Genomic DNA, 19061 nt, shown 5'->3' with positions numbered 1-19061 from the left:
ACATAAGTATAATTTTTTATCCTTTATGGTTTGCTGTTATGAGTTCCTAAGGAAAGATTAAATAAGTAAGTATAATTCTTAACCTTTTTTCAATAAAATCTGACATTTATTTTAGTATAAGACCTTAGTTAGAGTTTTTTAGCTATTTTATCACATTTTTGTTAAAAACAGATTAATAATCACCTAGGACAGGGTACCTATAATTTATTTTTATAAGCGAAAAAAAAAACAACCTATAATAAGCAATAGGTTGTCGATCCATTCATATTTATTTTTCTATTACTCTAAATTCACCTTCTAGCCCGTCTTGAGAGTTTGACCCGATGAATACTTTAAATAAACCAGCTTCTACTATATACTCCATTGCCTCATTAAAAAAACCAAGACTATTAATATCTAGTTCAAAAGTAACAGTATGCCGTTCTCCTGGCTGCAGATTGATCTTTTTAAAGCCTATCAATTCTTTAACCGGTCTTACCCTGCTGGCAACGACATCAGAAATATAAAGCTGGACAACTTCCTCACCAGCACGCTGCCCTGTATTGGAAACATCTATACTAATCGTTATAAGACCATCTTTAGTAACCTCTGGAGAATTTACAAAAAGGTTTTCATAATTAAATGTCGTATAACTTAAACCAAAGCCAAAAGGATACAAGGGTTGATATGGTCCATCAATATATTTAGAAGTAAACTTAATCTTACTTGCCGGTCTGCCTGTACGCGGATGATTATAGTAAATAGGTACTTGTCCAACTGAATAAGGGAAAGTGGCCACTAATTTACCACTTGGATTGTAATCGCCAAACAACACATCCGCAACAGCACTGCCAGTCTGAATGCCGAGCTGCCATGCTTCTACAATGGCAGCTACGTTCTCAGCAGCCCATGGGATCGATAATGGTCTTCCGTTAATTAGGATCACAACGACAGGTTTACCTGTTTGGTGTAATGCTTTTAATAATTCTTCCTGCCGGCCTGGCAAATTTAAATCCATTCTACTGGAAGCTTCACCGCTCATATCGGCATTTTCACCAACAACTGCAATAATCACGTCCGATTCATTGGCAATTTCGACAGCTGTCTTAAAGTCCGTCCCATCATCTCCTATAACTTCACATCCCCTGGCATGGACTATTTCAGATTCCTCTTCAACCGCAGAAGTAATTCCTGAAAGAATGGTAACCACATCTTCTTCATTACCAGTAATCGCCCAAGTACCGAGCATCTCCTTTTTATTATTAGCCAGTGGACCGATTACAGCAATTTTATTAAGGTTTTTCTTTAATGGCAGAATATCATCCTCGTTTTTTAATAAGACAATTGAACGTTTTGCCATTTCTCTCGCTATTTCTATATGTTCAAGCGCCAATAAGGATTTTTCTTCAATCTCATTATTTGTTCTATATGGATTGTCAAAAAGGCCCATTTGGAATTTCACGCGCAAAATTCGTCTAACGGCTTCGTCTAAAAACTCTACAGGTATGGAACCGTCTTTGATTTGTTCAGGTAAATCTTCCTTATACGTCCCCTGACTCATATCCATTTCTAAGCCCGCCAGGAGTGCCTTTTTGCTGGCTTCTTTCCGATTTTCTGAATCTCCATGAACGACTACTTCAGCGATCGAGTTGGCGTCACTTACCACAAACCCATTAAAACCAAAATGTTCTCTTAAAACATCCGTTAATAAGTATTTGTTTATAGTGCAAGGGACACCATTCAAATCATTAAAAGCACTCATAAAGGTTCCGACACCCGATTTTGCCGCAGCCTCAAACGGAGGAAGGTAAACTTCATGAAGAGTTTGAAGAGACATGTCCACTGTATTATAATCCCGGCCGCCAACTGCACCGCCATAAGCAGCAAAATGTTTAGCACAGGCTAGTATTCTTTCAGGTTTAGTTAGGTCCTCTCCTTGAAATCCTCTGACTCTAGCAGCAGCAATCATACTTCCCAGATATGTATCTTCTCCTGCACCTTCTGCAACCCTTCCCCAGCGCGGGTCCCTTGTAATATCTACCATTGGTGCATAGGTCCAATGGATTCCGGCAGCGGAGGCTTCTTTTGCGGCAATTTCTGCTGTTTTTTCTATTAATTCTAGATCCCAGCTGCAGGCTTCTGCAAGAGGAATAGGAAATATTGTCCTGTAGCCATGGACCACATCCAAGCCAAAAAGAAGCGGTATTCCCAATCTTGACTCTTCGACGGCAATTTTTTGTAATTCATTGGAAAGTTCTGCACCTGTAACTCCTCCCATAGAACCAAGGAGACCCTCTCTAATTTCATCTTTATGATAGTTTCGCTCAATTGCCTGGAATTCCTCATATGAGATCTCACCTTCGACCAATTTGGCAATGATTTCGTCTTTTGTCAATCCAAATGCGCCAAATAAGGATGGAAGAAATTGCGTTAGCTGGCCCACCTTTTCTTCCAGTGTCATGTTGCAAATTAATCCATGTATTTTACTTTCATAATCTGAGTTCATTGTTTTTTTCTGATCCCTAACTTTTACCATTTAATACAACCTCTTTTCTACTCTATCCATTTACTGCTTCTTTTTTTTGCAGTAATACAGCAATAATAATAATCATTCCTTTAACAAGGCCTTGTAGGTAGGGTGAAACATTCATTAAGTTAATCGCATTATTTAACACACCTAAAATTAATACACCAAAAAAGGTCCCTACAATACTGCCCTTTCCCCCAGAAAGTCTCGTACCACCGATGACAACCGCTGCAATTGAATCCAATTCATAGTTTAATCCGGAGCTTGACGATGAAATGGAATTCAAACGTGAAGATTCAATTATTGCGGCAATGGCGACTAAACCAGAACAAAGCATATAGGCCATTAATTTAATCCGATCAACTCGAATGGCTGACAAAATAGACGCCTTTTCGTTACTTCCAATCGAGTATAAATACCTTCCAAATCTCATGTTAGTTAATAGAATGTAAACAAAAATGGTTATCAAAATAAACAGGTATATGGGATAGGCAATTTCGAATATGGTTCCATTCGCGATATTTGTAAAACTCGATATAGTCCCGCTTATACTTCCTCCATTTGCAAAATAGAGAGTCAGAGAGCGGGCCATCGCCATGACACCAAGTGTCACGATAAATGGGGCGATTTTTCCCTTAGTCACCAATAAACCGTTTACTAATCCAATCAGCAGGGCACAAAGAATTGTTGCAATAATACCGATGAAAATGCTATGGGTGGAGTTTAATACTGATAGACCGCAAAATCCTGACAATGCAAGTGTGGCACCGACGGATAAGTCAAATCCCCCGGACAAAATGACAATCGTCTGACCTAGAGCAATAATCCCAATAATCGCGGATTGCCTTAGAATATTTATTAAGTTATCAGACTCTAAAAAATTTTCATTTATGATACTTGAGATAATAAAAATAATTAAAAAGGCGATTAAATAACTATATTTACTCCAAATGGAAGAGAACCTTTGAACGTAACTCATTTAGTGAAAACCTCCTTCATTTTGGCTCCCGTAGCATAAATCATAAGCGTTTCATCGGATGCTTCTTTTCTTGCTAATTCTGCCGTGATTTCCCCTTGATACATGACGAATACCCGGTCACAAACTCTCCTAATTTCACTGAAATCATTAGTCAGGATAATAAATGATTTGCCTTTTCTCGTATATTCAACCATTAATTGATAGATATCATTTCTTGCTCCAATATCGACACCTTGGGTAGGATTGTCTAAAATAATGACTTCTGTGCCAGCTTCGAGCCACTTGGCTAAAATAACCTTTTGCTGGTTCCCACCACTCAAGTTAGCAATGGATGAATGAATATCTACAGCTTTAATATTAAGCTGTTGTTGATAGACATGATAAGTTTGCTCTTCCTTTTTTTGATTAACAAAGAGGGGGGTTGTAAATTTTTTTAGCGAAGATAGTGTCATATTTTGCAGTACACTTAAATCTTTCACAATCCCATTTTCTTTTCTATTTTTCGGAACAAATCCAATTCCCTTTGACACCGCTTCCTTCGGATGATTTACCTTTACTTTTTCACCTTTTACCAAGATGTCACCAGAATATCTGGTACGGAAACCGAAAACAGTTTCAAATAGTTCCGTTCGTCCATCGCCGGATAAGCCCGTAAACCCGAGGATCTCTCCTTTTCTTAATGAAAAATGAATGTTATGAAATGAGTGTTGAGCAGATAGATTTTTTACTTCTAACAATGTTTCACCAATTTCTCTAGATACATATTGCTCCGTACTGCTAACTTCCTTGCCAATCATATATTTTGCTAAGACCTCTTCGGTAACATCTTTTATATCGCCGGAAGATGCAAGTTCTCCATCACGGAGGACAGTATAACGATCACAAATGGATAATACTTCCTTAAGTTTATGAGAGATGAAAATAATCGAATAGCCGGATTCTTTTAAATTCCTCATCACTGTAAACAGTTTAGTGATTTCCTTGTCTGTTAAAGAGGTGGTTGGCTCGTCCATAATGATGATTTTGCTGTCTTGAAGAAGGGCACGGGCAATTTCTACAATTTGCTTCATCGAAACATCCAATTCAGAAATAAGCGTTCTTGGATTTAAATGAACATCAAGAAGATCCAATACCCTGCTAGTTTCTTGAACCATTTTCCTTTTCTCCAGAAAACCCAGTGCATTTGTCCATTCTTTTCCCAAAAAAAGATTTTCATAGATGGCTAGATCACTTACCAAATTTAATTCCTGATGAATAAAACCGATTCCTAATTTTTTAGAGGTATGAGGGTTAGGAATGAATACTTTGTTTCCATATAACTCGATAGATCCCTGATCCGACTGAAGAATTCCCCCTAATATATTCATTAAGGTACTTTTTCCTGCTCCATTTTCCCCTAAAAGAGCATGAATTTCACCTTTCCCAATTTCTAAATTGATTCCTTTTAAAACAGGTACCCCATTAAAAGATTTTTTTATATCCGACATATTTAGCGCAATCTCCATTAAAACCCCTCCATGCACGATTAGGCTGCCCCCCAAATAATGAGGACAGCCAATTCTGTATTTCACATTTTAATAGTTTGCGTTCGGATCGAGATACTTATCGACATTGTCCTTTGTCACTTTTTCAGCTGGCAGGACTGTATCTTGTTTTTCAGGCGCTTTACCTTTGGCCATATCAACTGCTTGATCAACGGCTGTCTTAATCATAAGCGGTGAATAGGTAAAGGTAGCCAGTTCGAGGTCATTGGAATCTTTAATAGCTTGATAGAAATCCTTAAATCCGCCGGCACCTGTAACAATTTTTATATCTTCCCGTTTAGCTTCTTTAATCGCTTGCAATACACCCATTGCCATTTCGTCATCTATTGTATATACAGCATCAATTTTTGAATTAGCTTGTAGGACGTTTTGCATTACTTGATAGGCTTTTTCTTTTTGGAAGCTTCCGCTTTGATTTGCTACCACTTTGAGATCAGGATATTTCGTTTTGATTTCATCTTCAAAACCGCCAACACGAAGCGAATTAACAGAACTTGGATCTGATGAAATAATCGCTACCTTCCCTTTGCCATTTAGTTCTTTTCCAATAAAATCAGCGGCGTTTTTACCTATTCCAGTATTGTCCCCTTTTACCAAACCTGTATAATTCTTATCGTTTAATTCACGGTCAAAAACAAATAATGGAATATTGGCATCCTTTACTTCTTTTGCAACGGGTGTCATCGAGTCTGTTTCAATTGGAAGAAGGACAATGGCATCTACCTTTTTTGTTATTAAGTCCTCTACATCATTCGTTTGCTTGTTCGGATTATCTGCCTGTGAAACAACCATCTCAACTCCCAGTTTTTTAGCCTCATCCTTGGCATTTTGGATGACGGCCCCCATCCAACCATGGTCTGCTGCTGGGAATGACATGCCAATCGTTATTTTTTCAGTGTTATCCTTTTTAGTAGTGGAAGCTTTATCTGTACTGCTGCTGCTACAAGCTGCTAATGAAATTGTTAACATTCCAGTAATGGCGAGGGAGGATAATACCTTAAATGGTTTCATTCATAAAGACCCCTTTTTAATAGAATTAAAACTTTTTACTACCTATTTTATTTTTCAAAATGAAGAAGAGAACAAAAGAATATTGTCTTTACTAGTTTCAAAGGTTACTGGTTTCTGTTTATAGGCCGCTTTATAAAAATGGTCAATAATATTCATCATGTAAACACCATGTTCTGCAGGTGCGATTAATTCCTCACCTGTTAAAAGGCTATTTACAAAATGCTCAAACTCATTTTTCAATTTAATATTAGGATTTAAAATTGGCGATATATCTACGCAAGTATCCAGTAATTCAGAATGTATCTTTACCTCACCATTAATAAGGCTTACTCCGCCTTTTGTCCCTAATATTTCCACAAACGTTTTGTCTTGTGCAATATTGGAAGCCCAGCTAAATTCAAAATTAACTGTTGTCCCATTTTGTAGACCTATGAACCCTATAGCTGTATCTTCAACATTAAAGATTCCGTTTGGGTTTCCTTTATAACCGTTGCGGTTACGTGTAGTGGTATGACTGAAATTTTGGTGAATGGCTCCCGTAACATACGATGGTTCCGGCATCCCGATAAGATACAATGCTAAATCAAGATAATGTACACCTAAATCAATCATCACTCCTCCGCCAGCACAATCCTTATTTGTGAACCATGTGCCCCGACCTGGAATACCGGCCCGTCTAACCCAGCCAGCTTTTACTTGATAAATATCTCCTAAGTAACCTGCATCTATATATTTTTTTAAATAAACCGCCTCATTGGTAAAACGATTATTTAAGCCAACCATTACCTGTTTACCCGATTTAATCTTAGCTTCAACTATTTTTTGTGCTTCTTTTGCATTAATAGCAAGTGGCTTTTCACAATGCACATTGACCCCTTTTTCCAGTGCATAAATAGAAATCTCCGCGTGCAGGTAATTAGGCGTACAAACACTTACTAAATCGAGCTCTTCATTGTTCAACATATCCTCATAATTACTATAGACGTTTGGTATATTATATTTTTGGGCTAGTCTTTGTGCATTTTCGATATTCACATCACAAATGGCGACTATTTCAATATTGGTAAGCGTCATATAATTATTCAGATGCTTCCTCTCCGCATTACTGCCCGCCCCGATTAAACCATAACGTAATTTCATTTTGTCCATTTGACGATTCCCCCCCTAATTAAAATGCAAGTTTTCTCATATACTCAATCGTGAAATCGATTCCCTTTTCCCCTAGTTCCCCAGTCCATACAGGCGAATGTGGTTCGATACTCAATCCGCCTGTATAACCTTTTACTCTTAATAATGAAATAAAAGTTTTCCAATCTGTTTGGTCTAACCCTGCCGGCGGATCATCAACTCGCTCACCATTTATGATCATTGACCCTTTTAAATGGACATGGTTGAAACGGTCGCCCCAATCAAGAGTTTCCTGAAGGTAATCGCCGCCAAAATATCGACTGTGCGAGGGATCAAACTTGATTCCAAGTTCCTTCAAATGTCCATGAACAATTTTCCAAACGTCTGGAGTATTGACATAATTCACCTTTCGGCAATTATAGGTAGAAACCTTTACGCCCTTTGGTTTTGCATAGTCAATCAATAGTGAGAAAAACTGAATAGCAGCTGTGCAGTTTTCATAGAATGAAAGCTCTTCCACATAGTTACAGCCACTTACAAAGTTAGTACATCCTAATTCACTTGCCACATCAATCAATTTGTAGCATCTTTCTAATTCTTCTTCGATGACCCTTCCTTGAATATCAATACGTAATGATTTCCACCTACCGATTGAGCCAATACTAATGCCATATTCTTTTTTCCAATTTAACAAGTTCCCACGGTTACGATAAAACGCATCCACATCTTGACCTTCATTTACGCACACTTCTATAAAATCTAATCCTCTTTGCTTTGCTTTTTTGAAACTTTCTTCTATTGGCGCAGCTATAATTCCAAGCTTCATATTTAAGGACCTCTTTCTTATATTTTTATTACTATCGAATTAACAATATTTTTAAGTAACGCTTACATTTATATTTTAAGCATTGTATTCAATTTCATCTTTCTTCTTGTTATCCATTTAAACGTTAATTTTCATTCTTTTTTCTCTTCTTTTACATAAAAATAAAAAAAGAGGTTAAAAATCTGTAGCAGATTTTTAATCTCTTAAAAGATTATAGATCGTTAAATAACAAATTAAACTCAATTAATCTTACCTCGTGTGGTTTTAGTTTACCTTTTAACACAATCGATTGATTCTCCACAACATGATGCTCTACTTTCATAGAGGGAACACAAATTTGCTTAAAATATTCAACCTCATCAGGTTTCATATCATCAACTGCACCAAATTTTAGCCATTCATCTAGAACACTTCCATGATTACGGTTTAACCTAAGTTCCCTTATCCGATACCTTCCATTGACCAATCCTTGTATTTCTAGAGAGAGGTTAAGTGTTTCGTTATTCTCAAAAATATCGTATTGTTCATCAATTCCCATACTACCTTCGGGATGCAAATAATAGGAGTAGTTAAAATGCTTGTAATTAAAACAAATAACTTGATATCGATCTCCTGAGCGCTTTGTAACAATATAATGGTCACCCTTTGCCACAAGAATTTCACCTAATTGTTTTAATAAAGCAAAGGCGTGATAACTCGGTTTTTTTATTCCTGTTTTCGTTACCATTCCTGCACCACCATGCAGCAGGTTCTTAGAATCTCTAAAATCACTAAATATGTCTGAGAACAACCAATACCCAAGCATATTTACTTTATTTTGATTTAGATTTTCAACAATGTTCTTTACCATGTACGTTGCCTTAAAACAGCTATCATTTAAATAATTACGATTAGAAATCGAGATATTCCATTCAGTCACATTAAGCTCAAGACCATCAAAGCCTGCTTTTTTTAAAGCTTTTCTCACTTCATTCAACTTACCCAATACATAATTAGGATTGTTAGAGTGTAAATTTTTTACTGGTACCCTGTATTTATCACGATCTATTTCAATCGGATATAGAGATATGGAAAGAAAATCAGGCTGAATTTCTTCTTTTTTCCATTGTTCAAGTAACAGATCAAGTTTGTCACCTTCTAAATCCATACTTAATCCACATCCTCCAACCTTCGCTAAAGGAATAAGTTCTGTCGTATTCTTTTTAAATTCGCTAAAGATATTAAAATACTCTTTCAATTGGCTCAGATCGACAAATTGATTATTTCTGACTTTATCTAAAAAATCCTTTTTATCTTGTACACTAGTGTTAAATACATCCATATGTGGTTTCCACATTTCAAAATACCAGGTTTCGACCTCTTCAATTCCATAGCGTTCAATACATTGTAAAAGAAAGGCCCTATAAAGGTTTTTCCAATCTTCTAACGACCTTTCACTAATGGTTTGGACAACAATTGTCTCCCCAATTGCTTTTTGAATAATTTTAGGTTTAGGACCTAATTCAATAAAAGGTCTTAATTTATGCTTTACTAGAAAGTCCAATATTTTATTTGGATTTGAAAAATTGAAGGTGATGGTTCCGCCAGACCGATCTTCTACTAACATATCATCCCCAAACAATCCCCAAAATCTTGCGTAAGTAAAGCGAAGTTCGTTCTGCAACTGGGTAATTTGTTCTTGCATATCTGAGTTTAAAAGATCTCTTGCATAACCTACATTTAAAAGTTTATTCCAATACTTTGTGTTGACCTCTAACTTTCCTATTTTAACAATCTCTGAATTAAGCGCGTCTGTAGATGAAGGGAGTGTTTGAAACCTTTGGTCTTCCGAACTTTTAAGATATTGCCTGAGCTCAGTAAATGCCTCCTTACTTTCTTGATTACTTATTTCTACTGTGGAAACTACTTCTTTATCGGCTGCACCTGACATTTGCTTTCGATATTCGACTGGCTTTAACTGATAGCTTTCATTAAAAACTCTGTTAAATGCTGCTAAATTGGGAAATCCATTATCTAAAGCAATACGTGTAATAGGCTTATTAGAGTTAACTAGCTCATTAACTGCATGCGCCAGACGGATTTCATTTAAATACTGAGAAAATGTCTTTCCTGTTTGTTTCTTAAAAAATTTGGACAAATAGGGAACTGAGATGTAATGAAGACCCGCAACTTCCTCTAACGTTAAGGGCTCTCGATAATTACTTTGAATGTACTCCATGATTTCAGCTAATCTTTCATTTTGTCCTTTACTAGTCGAATAGCTTTGTATTTCAAGCTGATTGCTGCTCTTTAAGTATTTTAATTTTAATAATGAAATTAGTTTAAATGTTTTTTCTAAAGACTCCACTTCTGAATCTTGATGTTGCTGCATATAAACCGACAAAAGTTCTTCAATAACGACTATAAATTCCTTGTCTGAAGAATGACTGCAATCAATTGAATTACAATTAAATACGAGATTTTTATGAGCGAGTAATGAACTCAATTCCAAATAATTAAAATGAAAAACAACAAATAAATTATCCTTTTCAGATTGAAAAGAGTGAAATTCATTTGAATTTACCAAGATAAAGTCGGATTGATTCAAGTGATAGGTATTATTCGAGATTTTCACTTGAAGCTGCCCCTTTATCATATAGATCAATTCAATGTCTCGATGAGCATGCTCTAGATTACTTTTATTATTCATAACGGAAACCGTTATCAATTTGGAATCTATGGAAGATTGGAAAATATGTGTACCACTCATTTCATTCACCTCTTTAAAAACAAAAACTATTTAAAAGTCTTTTATATGTAAATATAGCACAAAAAGAAGTCTATTCGATATTTTTTATTAAACGTCAATAATTAACATTTAAACATTAAATAGAAACCTCTGTATAAAGGTTCCTAAATAAAAAATGCTTACTATTCGGTCCCATTTAAATATATCTCTTTATCTAAAAGTAAAACTATTTTATTTTCTCCCAATTTCCATATACTTTTATATCCTTTTTTCTTTTTAACGTAATTATGGCATCTTTTCAGATTAAAAAAATAATGCATTTTTTTAATCATTACAAAAAACATTTATAATGGCTTTATTCTATAAATAAAAAAAGGAAGGATTTCTCACCTTCCTTACCAATTTTAAATTTGGGCTTGAATCTCCTTATTGCTCAAATGATTTAGTTTAATTGGTGCCGTTTCTCTTATTCCAAACGTGAAAAGGAACCCAACAAAAGCGGCGGCTGCCGTAACCCATAATGGGGCCATCAGTCCCAATTGGTCAGCCAGGATTCCTGACACAGTTGGCCCAAAACTGCCGCCGATAATTTCACTAGTTAAAATAACAAAACTTATTGATGTTGCTGAAAATGCCCTTGAAACAGACTCAGCAGGAATAATGTTCATAATTAATGGCTGGTAGCCATTTCCTAAAGAGAAAACAAGAATGGAGATGAGTAGAACTCCGAAGTTGTGGTAAGAAAGAGCTATTGAGATTGGAAGGAAGATAGCTAATAAAGAGAATATTTTAATTGCAGGCAGGCGACCAATACGGTCTGAAATAGCTGCACCCCCGAACTGCCCAATAAACATCATCAGACCCATCAGGCCTAATAACATGCCAATTTGTGCTTCCCCATAATTAGTAGCTTCCGCATAAATGGTCGGTAAAAAAGCAGTTAGTGATAAAATATAAATCATATTGCAAATACCAACAATTGTACTTAACCAAACATTTCTTGTCTTAAAAACTCGAATGTAATCAGCTTTAGTTGGTTTAGACTTAATTGGTACCACATGAGGGGACACACTTGGCTTTGGCTCTTTTAAGAACTTCCAAATGATTAGACCCATGAGAATCCCCGGGATTGCGATGATATAAAAGGAAGATCTCCAGCCAAAAGAAGCAGCAAGAGCTACGGTAAGAACAGGTGCTAATGTCCCTCCAATTAAGGAAGAAGAACTTTGCACGATTCCCATATTTAAACCTCTTCTTTTTTCAGAAGACTCCTGTATCACAATCGATTGAACCAGCGGCATCACCGGGCCTTCCGCCAGTCCCATGATACCCCGTACTATTAGTAATGTAGCAAATGAACCGACAATACCTGATAATAAGGTAGCAATCGAAAATAGAAACACAAAAATGACTAGCATGGGTTTCTTTTTACCTAAAAAGTCGGAAAGACTGGCAAAAATCAAAGTCGAAAGGCCAAAAAACAGTCCAGTGACAGACACGGTTATTCCTAGTTGTGTATTGGACAATCCCAACTCAGGAGCAATTTTGGGGAAAATGAACCCTAAACTTAACCGATCTAAGAATACAAGACCAACAACAAAAAACATGGTAATGACTAGGAAATTTTCGTAACGAAAAAAACCTCTCTGTTTCTCCATCCAACTGCTCCCTTCAATCTTATTCCTTGATTGATTTCAAAACGCAAACGCATACAATCTTGTGCACGTTTCTACATTGTGTTTACCTCTGATAAAAACGGTTCATTCATTTTTGCAAGTGTTTCATAGACATACTTACCAACATTAACATTCTCATTCATCTGACCGCTCCAAGTGAGTAATTCCCATTCGACTAACTGGTCTGAATTGTCAACAATTAGTCTGCAGCGGTCATACCGCTTCTCCATAAAAATCTTAAACGTCTCTTCGACCCCAAGGTTAGATTTCAAAATGTCAGCCAACACAATGACATCTTCAATAGCAATAGAGGCACCTTGTCCAAGATGTGGAGCTGTACCATGGGCAGCATCACCGACAAGTAAAATATTCTCTTTATACCATGGTTTTGCCAACATATGTGTAAAAATTGGCCGATAAACCACTTGATTGGGATCGGTAATTTGATTCGCCGCCTCTGCGATCGCACCGCCGAATTCAGTCAGTCTCTCTTTTAGCAACACATGGAGTTGGTCATTTGGAAACCTTGGATTTCCTGGTTCATGCGTCGTGACAAGCAAATACATTTCATCCTCTGACATCGGAACCAAGCCAGCTTTTGCTTTTTGTCCGTAATAGAACAGGCCTCGGTCCACTTCTTTCGGACGTGGCAGGGTGTAACGCCATACCCCTTGACCGCTGTATTTTTGAACAATATCCCCAAATAATAATTTTCGAACTTGTGAGTTTGCTCCGTCCGCCCCAATGACCAAGTCATAAACTGCTGAAACGCCGTTACTTAACTCAACCTTTACACCATTGGATATATTTTCCACTCTTTTAACAGTTGAACCCATATATATTTTGGTCCCAATTTTTTCAACAGCATCTAAAAGAAATTCATGTAATTTCCTTCTCGATATTCCGTTAACGCCCGGATATCCTTCAATAGTTGGCGAGTCTCCCTTAAACATAAAATGGCCTTGACCTGTGTAATAATCGAAACCAGGATAGGAATATCCTTCTTTCATACATGCATCAGCCAAGCCAATTTCATTTAGAGCCCTAAGAGCATTTGGCGGCTGAATAATTCCAACACCGTATACATTCCATTCCAATTCCTTCTCCACGATTTCTGCGTTAATCCCAATTTTATGAAGGGCAGTTGCTGCTGCTAAACCACTAATTCCACCGCCAACTATAAGTACTTTTTTAACAAATTGATTTGTCATTTTAAACACCCCTCTCTCTTTTAATCAATAATCGCAACAGCCCGAGTCCAGCCTGCACTGCCGCCTCTTATTTTCACAGGAAAAACAGATACTTTAAATCCAAACGCTGGTAACTGATCTAAATTAGCTAGCTTTTCAATTTGGCAGTATTCTTTTTCTTTTCCGGCAAAATGGGCTGCCCATAGGACACCAGGACGTGGATTCTGTTTATAATCTTGTGCTTGTACGGTCAATGGTGTATCCCAGCCCCATCCGTCTGTTCCCATTACTTTAATACCTTGTTCGATCAGCCAAAGGGTAGCTTCTGCGGAAACTCCTACATGGATTTCACTATAATTAGGCTGATACCTTTTTTTGTCTGCATCACAACGGATCATGACAATATCATACGGTTTTAACTCGTAATCTATTTGTCTAAGTTTTTCCTGAATATCTTCTACTGTCAAAGCATAACCTGGTGGTTTGTCTGTAAAATCAAGAACGATTCCATCGTTAAAAAACCATTCCAGCGGTAATTCATCGATTGTCCGGGAAGGTTTTCCCTCAGATGTCGGCCAATAATGCCAAGGTGCATCGACATGTGTACCAGCATGACTGGTCAGCGTAAGAAATTCTCCGGCAAGACCTTTTCGCTCTGGAAAATCCTCCGGTGTGACACCGACAAGCTTCGCTCCAAATTCTGCCCCTTCTTCATGTGTTTCAAAACGAATCGAAAACGGAAGAGGATCTTTTAAATCCTCTTCAATGGAAACACTTAAATCCACAATTCTAGCCATAAAAAAGTTCCTCTCCGTTCATACATCTTAAATAATTCTATTTTTCAATGTGCCAAGACTGGTAATCTTTAATTCTACTTCATCCCCAGGCTCAAGCCAGCGATGCACTTCTGGACCGAGCTCCATAATACAGCCATAACCGACTGTACCTGAACCAATAATATCTCCTGGATATAAAGTGACTTCCTCTGACGCCCGCTCGATCATATCGCCAAATGTGTAATAAATATCCTTAAAGTTCCCCTGAGAAAGAATTTCACCATTTACTACAGCTGTCATTTCTAGATCAAATCGTCCATTTGTTTTATATGGTTCTAATTGATTTTTCGATAGAATATAAGGACCCATGCTAGTCGCGAAATCCTTTCCTTTTGCCGGACCCAAAAGCACTTTCATTTCCTTCATTTGGAGATCCCGTGCGGACCAATCATTTAAAATGGTATAGCCAAAAATATAGTCCTCTGCTTCATCTGCCTTAATATTTTTTCCTTCTTTTCCAATAATACAAGCAAGCTCGAGTTCATAATCTAAACGTATACATTTAGCTGGTCGTTTTACTTCTTCCCCCGGTCCCTTCATAGCATGAGGGTTAGAAAAATAAAAGATCGGCATTTCATACCACTCTGGTGCCACCGTATCCCCTGAGCGTTTTGTCGCATTTTTGACATGGGTTTCAAAGGCAACAAAGTCTCGGAAAGTGATTGGATTCGGCAATGGAGCGGTTAACCGAATTTCCTCAATCGAATAGAATGGAAGATTCCCTGAACCACTTAATCCCTCTATTATTGACATATACTTTTCGTGATTTTTGATAAATTCTAACATACTATCGGGTAATTCACCTTTGGAGGCAATCTTCATATCGATTACTCTATTTCCTTCCAGCCATCCCGAACGGATTTGTCCATCCGGATTTAAAAAGGTAACGAACTTCATGACTCCACCTCCTTACTACTTCGCTAACTGTTCTTTCAACCAATCATACATCTCATAGGTTTCTGTGATATTATCAACTTGACAATGAGATGAACCTGGGCTGCTAGTCGGAATGATCTTTAACCAACGAGGGCAAGTTAGATCATTGTAAACATTGTAGGCATTTTCAACTGTATTCTGCCGATCGTCCTCACCATGGACAATATAAGTTGGCATTTGAATTTTCTCCGCTACACCACGTAGATTATAATGCTGCAGTTTTGCTCTTGCAGCTGGCATATCTTCCACACCAAAAATATGCTGAAGAATTTTTGCTAGTGGATGATGATCTGGGCGTTTGGACCAGACATCATTGTAATCATAAACAGCTCCCCAAATCGCACAGGCCTTAAACCTTGGCTCGAAAGCGGCACATCTTGCTGCCATATAACCACCCATCGAAACAGCCATTACTCCAATTCGATCTGGATCCACATCTAGATTTTCAACTGCCCATTCATAAGCCGCTGTACCAGCTGTATTGTAATCATGGCGTGAATGAATATGATGGATTCGTAACGCTCCACCTTGACCAGGACCATCAAGGGCTAAAAGTGAGATACCACGTTCATTTAATAGCTGCGCAGGTCCATAATATAATTCCTCTGCCGTTGAATCTAATCCGCCAAACATGACCATTAATGGTCCGTTACTTTGACCAGGTGCTTCAAAGTAATAACCTGGCAGCACAGCATGCTCATAAGGAATCGTAACAGCCTTCGGCGGGGAGGCAAGCAGTTCCCCGCCTTTTCTGAATGATTCTACTCCTTTTAAATAGGTTGGAAGCTTACGTTCATCATCCGGCTGCAAGAAAAATTCTGCCGTTCGAAAGTAGTTTGCTGCCCGTAAATAGCCAGACCGGGCTGTTTCCTTAGATCCCTTGTCCATTGCATCATTTGCTTTAGTCAATGATTTATTCCCAAGTCTCATCCATTCGTGATGGAAACTCTCATAATCTCCTAATTTCATACGGCTGGCTGCATCTAAAATTTCATTTACCTCGCCACCGCCAAAATAAGATTGACTAATCATTCTCACAATTTGATAAGACCACATATAATTATCCGGAAAGAAATGCCACATTTCTATTTATCCTCCTGCTGTGCTTATTTAATTACTTTACCAGATGCATCCCAAGGCATCTCCCGGCCCCATGCATCGTTTGGATTTTCCGAAAGACTCCATCTGTATGGACCAAAATCCGGTGCAAACACTAGATGCGCTCCTGCATATAATTCAAAACGATTGCCGCCTGGCTCATCTACATAAAAGAAAAATCCTTCGGCAAGAGCATGCCGTGTTGGCCCGCCCATTGCTAATTCATAGCCATTTTCCAGGATGTGGTCGGCAGCTAATAAAACTTCTTCTCTACTTTCAACCGCATAACATACATGGTTAAACCCGCCAGGTTTTCCGCTATGACCTTTTAAAAAGGCAATATCATGGGAAAGGTTGGTGACAGATAACCAAGCACCGATTTCAGGGCTTCCAGGTTCATCAGCGTTTAAAAAGATCCCTTCGTTATAGCGGAATCCAATGTTTTGATAGAATTCGCGGTCTTTTGCTACATCATTACTAAAAAGGGTAATGTGATCAATGCGGCGAGGTGAAATGCCGCGGCCTGGATTTTTTTGCGGACGGTTTTTCCATTTGCTGCGATTCTGATCTGTCGCTTCATATAATTCAACATCCCAGAAAATCTCCTCTAAGTGACCATCAGGAGAAGTAAATTGATAGGCCCGTCCATGACCAAGGTCCCCTTCTATCCAGCCAATTCCTTGTCCAAGTTTTTCAATATGGGCAGCTGCTTCTTCGAGTGCTGCCGGACTATCGGCACGCCAGCCAATATGACCTAGTCCTGGTTCGTTTCCTTCTGTTATTTTCAAACTGTGATGGTAATGCTCCCCCCATGCACGAAAATAAACGGAATTACCTGATCGGCCGGACTCTTCTAACCCAATAATATCTTTAAAGAACTTAGCTGATTCTTCTAGTTTTGGACTAATGATTTCAACGTGCGCTAGATGAGAAAAAAAGTGTGGATTTTTATACATGTTTAATTCCTCCAAATAAAATAATCATCAACAAACCATCTGGATGAAAGCGGTTTATTTATGATTATTATAAAGAAATTCAAATTTAGAAACGTTCACTTTTTTATCAAAATTAATATCAATTTTTATCTTTTTCTGAAAATATTAAATACTTATACAGTTTCTTTCTGTTGTCTACCTCGAAAAAAAAGGTACGAAAATAATTTCGCACCTTCTAAGAAAAATGAAGTTAAACAGGTATAGAAATGGTAAAAGACGTCCCTTTGCCAATTTCACTATCTACTAGTATTTTTCCATTTACTTTGTTGATCGTACTATATACCATCAGCATTCCAAGACCGGTTCCTTCCTTTTTGGTAGAATAATAAGGATTTCCTAATTGTAAAACCTGCTCTTTTGTCATTCCAACCCCATTATCTTCTATTTTAATCACAATATCTTTTTTTTGCTCGAAAACATCGATTGTAAGAACCCCGCCTTTTTCTTTCATGGCTTCAATGCCGTTTTTATATAAGTTGATTAAACACTGTTGAATTTGATTTTTATCATATTTAAAAGATAAGGAGTTAGAAAATGTATATTTAAGGTCGACTTGGTGCATGTTCGCGTAGGGAGTAATAATATTTTTTACATACTCTGTTTCTTCCTTTAGATTCGAATAAATCATATTCTCCGACTGCGGCTTCGCAAATGCTAAAAAGTCACTCACAATATTTTCTGCTCTTTTTAACTCTAATAAGGCGTACTCAATATAGGTTTTTTCATCCGAGGTCAGCGTTTCAGATTTATTTAACAGTTGTAAAAATCCATTTGTAACGGTCAGCGGATTTCTGATTTCATGTGAGACACTAGCTGATAAATCACTTAGGACATTAAGACGCTCGGATTGTATGGATAATTTAAGGGTATTAATATTATCAATAATTTTCTCTATTAATACCATAATAACACCCATAACTAATGTGTAAGTAGGTAAAGCATTAATCGTTAATATCCAAAATTCTTGGTTCAAAGCTGGTAATTGGGCAGCAAGAGTAATTAAATAGAACACCATTGTAAAAATGGATACCAAAACGGCCCACAAGATTCGTTTCCTAGCATTTTGCCTCAAAAACCATTTATTTAATAGAGGTATTAATATAAAAACAATAGTGGAAAAAAGAAAGGATTGCAGTATGCCCGCTCCACCAATGATAGTTCGATAGATGTTTAACACCATATATAAAGGAATCGTATATTTATATCCACCAAATAGCGCAACGATAATAAAAGGAATAAAACGTAAATCAAAAATAAATCCAATTTCCAATTTAATTGGAAAGGCCATGCACAATACCATTGAAATGGATGAGAGAAGGATAAGGATATTTTTATTATATGTATGCAGCTTATTTTCAAAAAAAATCAGAAATAGTAAAACCGGAAAAAGTAAAAACAGAAAATTTAACAGTAAAGATTCAATCAAAATGAAACCCCTTCCGTACGGTTAAAAACACAAATAAAAATGTCTAATATAAATGTCCAGATTATTATTTTACTACATTTTTGGATACTCGTTCTATATCAATTATCACTTTTTTGAATGATTCTTTTTTTCCATTAACAAAAGGCTGTGTTAATCTTAAACCTTGATTTCCGCTCCAGGCG

General features: G+C 37.2%; 14 protein-coding genes. All 14 read right to left on the bottom strand.

Features of this window, described 5'->3' with window-relative positions:
- Nucleotides 1–268 precede the first annotated feature (268 nt).
- Nucleotides 269–2515, bottom strand: a complete 2247-nt coding sequence (gene bglX, locus V7077_RS05035; RefSeq protein WP_335498971.1) for a beta-glucosidase BglX — start codon at nucleotides 2513–2515, stop codon at nucleotides 269–271.
- A gap of 22 nt (nucleotides 2516–2537) precedes the next feature.
- A complete protein-coding gene (locus tag V7077_RS05030; protein WP_335498969.1) occupies nucleotides 2538–3485 on the bottom strand; it encodes an ABC transporter permease in 948 nt (315 codons plus the stop codon).
- Nucleotides 3482–4990 carry a sugar ABC transporter ATP-binding protein gene (locus V7077_RS05025; protein WP_335498967.1) on the bottom strand — a complete coding sequence of 503 codons (1509 nt, stop codon included), beginning with the start codon at nucleotides 4988–4990 and terminating at the stop codon, nucleotides 3482–3484. The genes V7077_RS05030 and V7077_RS05025 overlap by 4 nt, the downstream gene beginning before the upstream one ends.
- A 69-nt stretch (nucleotides 4991–5059) precedes the next feature.
- Nucleotides 5060–6040 carry a substrate-binding domain-containing protein gene (locus V7077_RS05020; RefSeq protein ID WP_335498963.1) on the bottom strand — a complete coding sequence of 327 codons (981 nt, stop codon included), beginning with the start codon at nucleotides 6038–6040 and terminating at the stop codon, nucleotides 5060–5062.
- A gap of 54 nt (nucleotides 6041–6094) precedes the next feature.
- Entirely contained in the window at nucleotides 6095–7189 is a 1095-nt protein-coding gene (locus tag V7077_RS05015) for a Gfo/Idh/MocA family protein (RefSeq protein WP_335498960.1), read from the bottom strand.
- 19 nt (nucleotides 7190–7208) lie between these two features.
- Nucleotides 7209–7994 carry a sugar phosphate isomerase/epimerase family protein gene (locus V7077_RS05010; RefSeq protein ID WP_335498958.1) on the bottom strand — a complete coding sequence of 262 codons (786 nt, stop codon included), beginning with the start codon at nucleotides 7992–7994 and terminating at the stop codon, nucleotides 7209–7211.
- Nucleotides 7995–8205: 211 nt separating this feature from the next.
- Entirely contained in the window at nucleotides 8206–10683 is a 2478-nt protein-coding gene (locus V7077_RS05005; RefSeq protein ID WP_335499574.1) for a GH39 family glycosyl hydrolase, read from the bottom strand.
- Nucleotides 10684–11126: 443 nt separating this feature from the next.
- On the bottom strand, nucleotides 11127–12380 hold the full coding sequence (locus V7077_RS05000) for an MFS transporter (RefSeq protein ID WP_335498955.1): 1254 nt from the start codon (nucleotides 12378–12380) through the stop codon (nucleotides 11127–11129).
- Nucleotides 12381–12451: 71 nt separating this feature from the next.
- The gene (locus V7077_RS04995) at nucleotides 12452–13609 is read right to left on the bottom strand and encodes an FAD-dependent monooxygenase (protein WP_335498952.1); all 1158 of its coding nucleotides are present in this window, start codon (nucleotides 13607–13609) and stop codon (nucleotides 12452–12454) included.
- Nucleotides 13610–13629: 20 nt separating this feature from the next.
- A complete protein-coding gene (locus tag V7077_RS04990) occupies nucleotides 13630–14385 on the bottom strand; it encodes a cyclase family protein (protein WP_335498950.1) in 756 nt (251 codons plus the stop codon).
- Between the two features lie 27 nt (nucleotides 14386–14412).
- Nucleotides 14413–15321: a fumarylacetoacetate hydrolase family protein gene (locus V7077_RS04985; protein ID WP_335498948.1), complete on the bottom strand. Its 909-nt coding sequence runs from the start codon at nucleotides 15319–15321 to the stop codon at nucleotides 14413–14415.
- A 15-nt stretch (nucleotides 15322–15336) separates the two neighbouring features.
- The gene (locus V7077_RS04980) at nucleotides 15337–16443 is read right to left on the bottom strand and encodes an alpha/beta hydrolase family protein (protein ID WP_335498945.1); all 1107 of its coding nucleotides are present in this window, start codon (nucleotides 16441–16443) and stop codon (nucleotides 15337–15339) included.
- Nucleotides 16444–16466: 23 nt separating this feature from the next.
- Complete coding sequence (locus V7077_RS04975; protein ID WP_335498944.1) at nucleotides 16467–17414, bottom strand: VOC family protein; 948 nt, start codon at nucleotides 17412–17414, stop codon at nucleotides 16467–16469.
- A gap of 229 nt (nucleotides 17415–17643) precedes the next feature.
- On the bottom strand, nucleotides 17644–18879 hold the full coding sequence (locus tag V7077_RS04970) for a HAMP domain-containing sensor histidine kinase (protein WP_335498941.1): 1236 nt from the start codon (nucleotides 18877–18879) through the stop codon (nucleotides 17644–17646).
- Nucleotides 18880–19061: the final 182 nt, after the last annotated feature.

The organism is Neobacillus vireti, from assembly GCF_036962465.1.
In the GTDB taxonomy this organism is placed as follows: Bacteria; Bacillota; Bacilli; order Bacillales; family Cytobacillaceae; genus Neobacillus; species Neobacillus vireti_B.
The sequence above is the reverse complement of the archived record's forward strand: the minus strand, read 5'-3'. Positions and strand labels throughout refer to the sequence as shown.